Source organism: Guyparkeria sp. (genome assembly GCF_041687595.1).
Lineage (GTDB): Bacteria > Pseudomonadota > Gammaproteobacteria > Halothiobacillales > Halothiobacillaceae > Guyparkeria.
On sequence record NZ_JAWLBP010000079.1, the window covers coordinates 1 to 4356 of the forward strand.

At 63.0% G+C, this 4356-nt stretch carries 3 protein-coding genes; 1 reads left to right on the forward strand and 2 read right to left on the reverse strand.

Translation table 11 applies throughout. From position 1 onward, the window contains the following. The first annotated feature begins 358 nt into the window (after positions 1 to 358). Entirely contained in the window at positions 359 to 2164 is a 1806-nt protein-coding gene (soxB, locus tag ACESL5_RS09380) for a thiosulfohydrolase SoxB (RefSeq protein ID WP_372592518.1), read from the forward strand. 469 nt (positions 2165 to 2633) lie between these two features. Here the strand turns inward: soxB and ACESL5_RS09385 are convergent, their stop codons facing one another. Both ACESL5_RS09385 and ACESL5_RS09390 read right to left on the reverse strand, forming a co-directional pair. Then, positions 2634 to 3497 (reverse strand): universal stress protein, encoded by an 864-nt coding sequence (locus ACESL5_RS09385; RefSeq protein ID WP_372592519.1) that lies wholly within the window; start codon positions 3495 to 3497, stop codon positions 2634 to 2636. 16 nt (positions 3498 to 3513) lie between these two features. Continuing rightward, the coding region (locus ACESL5_RS09390) for a SulP family inorganic anion transporter (RefSeq protein WP_372592520.1) at positions 3514 to 4356 on the reverse strand (843 nt) is incomplete at its 5' end.

A 4356-nucleotide genomic window follows, 5' to 3' on the forward strand; every position in this document is an offset into this window, starting at 1 on the left:
CTTTTTTTTTGCACCGAGGTCGAGGAACATCCGGGCCGATCACCCCTCTCCCCGTGGCGACAAGGCCACCCTGCCAGAGGCCGCTCCCCAAGCCCGACACCAAAATCGACACAAGATCAGCCACGTAGCCAGAACGCCCCCGGGACCGCATTGCGACTGGTCCGGTATAAGTATTTTTTCTGTCGCCCATCCGCCCAGTATGATTAAATGTTCGGGTTTAGTTACCGGGTCGCAACCGGGGGCACGGCCTCTTTTGCGACGGATGCACGGCCCGGGAAACAGTTAAAAGATCGCACGGACCCCGCCCGCACGAATGGGTAGGGACTGACCCAAACCGAAGACTGAAGGAGAGTTTCCAATGAGTCTTTCTCGTCGCGAATTTCTGCAGATGCTGGCCGTGGCCTCGGCCGCCGGCATCAACCTCGAGACCGCCCAGGCCGGCACCGGCACCCAGCGCGTCGCCAGCTCGATCAAGGCCAACAATGCCTCGAGCAACATGTACGAGGTGCCCAAGTTCGGCAACGTGTCGATCCTGCACATGACCGACATGCACGCCCAGCTCAAGCCGGTCTACTTCCGCGAGCCGTCGATCAACCTCGGCGTCGGCTCCATGGAAGGCAATGCCCCGCACCTGGTCGGCGACAAGTTCCTCAAGCACTTCGGTCTCGAGCCGAACACCCCGGCCGCGCACGCCTTCACTTGTCTTGACTTCGCCGAAGCGGCCAAGAAGTACGGCAAGGTCGGCGGTTTTGCACACCTGCTCACCCTGATCAAGCACATGCGCGAGCAACGCCCGGGCGCCTTCCTGCTGGACGGTGGTGACAACTGGCAGGGCAACGCCCTGGCCCTGTGGACCGACGCCCAGAGCCAGATCGACGCGATGAAGATCGCCAAGCCGGACTTCTTCACCTCGCACTGGGAAGCCACCTACACCGCCGACCGCATGCTCGAGGGCATCGCCGATCTGGAAGGCGCGACTGACTGCAACTTCGTCGCCCAGAACATCCGTGACTCCGACTTCATGGAGCGCGTCTTCAAGCCGTACGTCATCCGTGAGCAGAACGGCGTCAAGGTGGCAGTCGTCGGCCAGGCCTTCCCGTACACCCCGATCGCCAACCCGCGCTGGATGACCGAGGGCTGGACCTTCGGCATCCGTGACGACGAGATGCAGGATGCCGTCAACGCTGCCCGCGGCGAAGGCGCCGAGGTGGTCGTGGTCCTGTCGCACAACGGCATGGACGTCGACATCAAGATGGCAAGCCGCGTTACTGGCATCGACGCCATCATGGGCGGTCACACCCACGACGCCGTTCCGACCCCGACCGTGGTCAAGAACCGCAGCGGCCAGACCCTGGTCACCAACGCCGGCTCCAACGCCAAGTACCTTGGCGTGCTCGACTTCGACGTGCGCAACGGCAAGGTACAGGACTACAAGTACCACCTGCTGCCGGTCTTCTCCGACTTCATCGAGCCGGACAAGGAGATGCAGGAGTACATCGACAAGATGTACAACCAGGAAATCACCTTTGAAGGCAAGACCTTCAACGTGGGCGAGCGCACTTCCGACGTCCTGGCGACCAACGACGCCCTGCTCTACCGTCGCGGCAACTTCACCGGCACCTGGGACCAGCTGCTCTGCGACGCGCTGATCGACGTCAACGACGCGCAGATCTCGTTCTCGCCGGGTGTTCGCTGGGGTACGTCGCTGATCCCGGGCGAGCCGATCACCTACGACGACATGATGACTCACGTGGCCCTGACCTACCCGAACGTCACGGTCAACGAGTTCACCGGCGAGCAGATCAAGGACATCCTCGAGGACGTCTGCGACAACATCTTCAACACCGACCCCTACTACCAACAGGGTGGCGACATGGTTCGCGTCGGTGGCCTGAACTACGCCTGTGCACCGACTGCCGAGAAGGGCAAGCGGATCCTGGACATGGAGCTCGGCGGCGAGCCGATCGACCCGAAGAAGACCTACAAGGTCGCAGGCTGGGCCTCGGTCGCCGAGCCGGGCAACATCCCGGGCGACACCGGCGAGATGATCTGGGACCAGGTCGAGACCTGGCTGCGTGACCAGAAGCACATCAAGCCGGTCAAGCCGAACGAGCCGGTCCTCAAGGGCGTGGAAGGCAACCCGGGCATCACCGACCAGTGCTGATGAACCGCTTGCCCCTTTCCCGGGACAGCTGACATGCGAAGGCCCTGCCATCCGGCGGGGCTTTTTTCGTTGGACCATTCACCGGCAGGCCCTTCCGTGACCGGACCCTGCGCCCGTTTGCATGAATCGATCACCGCCTTTGGGTTAACGTAATCCATCTGATCCAGCCGGTTATCGCATCGGGCCACCGTGCCATTGTCGCGGCCGGGGCGGTTTCTTGATCCAGCGGCCGAACACGCCGGCGAGCGCTTCGAGTGCATGTGAAAGAGCAACCCGCACTCCTGTGCCGGTGCATTCCGTCCGCACACCATCGATCTGTAGCGGTTCGCGCTATCGCCGACCGCCGTCACGCGGGGAGACGATCGTCGCCCACGGCGGCCGTCTTCGTCTGTCGCGATGTAGAAAAGCAAAAGGGCCATGCATTGCATGGCCCTTTTCGTCTCCTTCCAGCCGCTTTCAGGCGCCCACGTCAGCGCACCACCAGCAGCGGCACGTCGGCCTTCATGATCATCTTGGTGGTGGTGCTGCCCAGCACCAGGTAACGGATCGGGCTGTGGCCGTAGGCGCCCATGGCCAGGAGATCGATACTCTTTTCCTCGATGTACATCGAGACCGCCTCGTCGACCTTGCCCTGGCGAATGGCCACCTGCGTGTCGAAGCCGGCCTTCTGCAGCTTGGTATTCGCCGCCTGGATCTTGTCCCAGTTGCCCTGCTTCTCCTCGCCCACCATCAGGATGTGCACCGGCAGTCCCTGCAAGAGCGGCGTGTTGCAGGCCATCTCGACGAGCTTATAGGCCGTCGGGCTGCCGTCGTAGGCAATCAGGAAGCTCTCGGGGCGCTTGAACTCCAGCGGCGTGACCAGGGTGGGCTTGTGGATCATCGACAGGATGCCGGCGAGGTGACTGCCGACGTGCCGGGCGACGGCGTCACCGTCCTTGCCCTGCTTGCCGAGCACCAGCATCTGCATCGCATCCTGGAGCTCGAGGATCACCTCGGTGATGTCGCCGTTGCGCAGCAATTCGGCGGGGGTCTCGTAACCGCGGTCACGCGCCCGGGAAAGCACGTCGGCGAGCAGGGCGCGGCCCCGTTCGCGTTCCAGCTTGCCGCGCTTTTCCTCCAGCTCGACCATCTCCTCGAGCAGCTTCTCGCGCCCGCCGAGGGTCATGTTGCCGGACAGATCCGTCTTCGCCGGGGCATGCGGGTTGCTGATCGCGTGCAGGAAGGTCAGCGGCGCGGTAAGCGCCTGGGCCGCCCAGACGGCATAGTCGGTGACGGCCTCGGAGGACCGCGAGCCATCGATGCAGGCGAGTACCTGGTCCTTGTTGTCGGTCATGTTCTCGGTTCCCATGTCAGTGCCCCATCAGCTTCTCGGCGGCATCCGGATCGTTGTGCACGCCGTGCTTGTCGACGATCGTGGCGGTGGCCTGGTTCATGCCGATGACCTCCACCTCGACACCTTCCCGGCGGAAGTCGACCACCACCTTGTCCAGCGCATGCACGGCGGTGATGTCCCAGAAGTGCGCCTTGGACAGGTCGATGCTCACCTTATCCACGTCGTCCTTGAAATCAAACGACTCGAGGAATTTCTCGGTCGAGGCGAAGAACACCTGCCCGCTCACCTCGTAGGTGCGGTGACGCGGGTCGTTCTCGTCCTCGGACAGGCGCGAGGACACGTGCATGAACTGCCCGACCTTGTTGGCAAAGAACATCGCCGCCAGCAGCACGCCGGTGAGCACCCCGTAGGCGAGGTTATGGGTCGCCACGGTGACGATCACGGTCATCAACATCACCACGTTGGTGCTCATCGGGTGCTTCTTGAGATCCCGGATCGAGCCCCAGCTGAAGGTGCCGATCGAGACCATGATCATCACCGCGACCAATGCTGCCATCGGGATCAGGGTGAGCACCGGCGCCAGGAAGACCACCAGGATCAACAGGTAGATCCCGGCGAGGAAGGTCGACAGGCGTCCGCGCCCGCCGGACTTGATGTTGATCACCGACTGGCCAACCATCGCGCAGCCGGCCATCCCGCCCATCGAACCGGAGACGATGTTGGCGATGCCCTGCCCCTTGCACTCGCGTGCCTTGCTGGTCTTGGTATCGGTCAGCGTATCGAGCAAGTTCTGCGTCATCAGGGATTCGAGCAGGCCGACCACCGCGATCGCCGCCGAGTACGGCAGGATGATCATCAG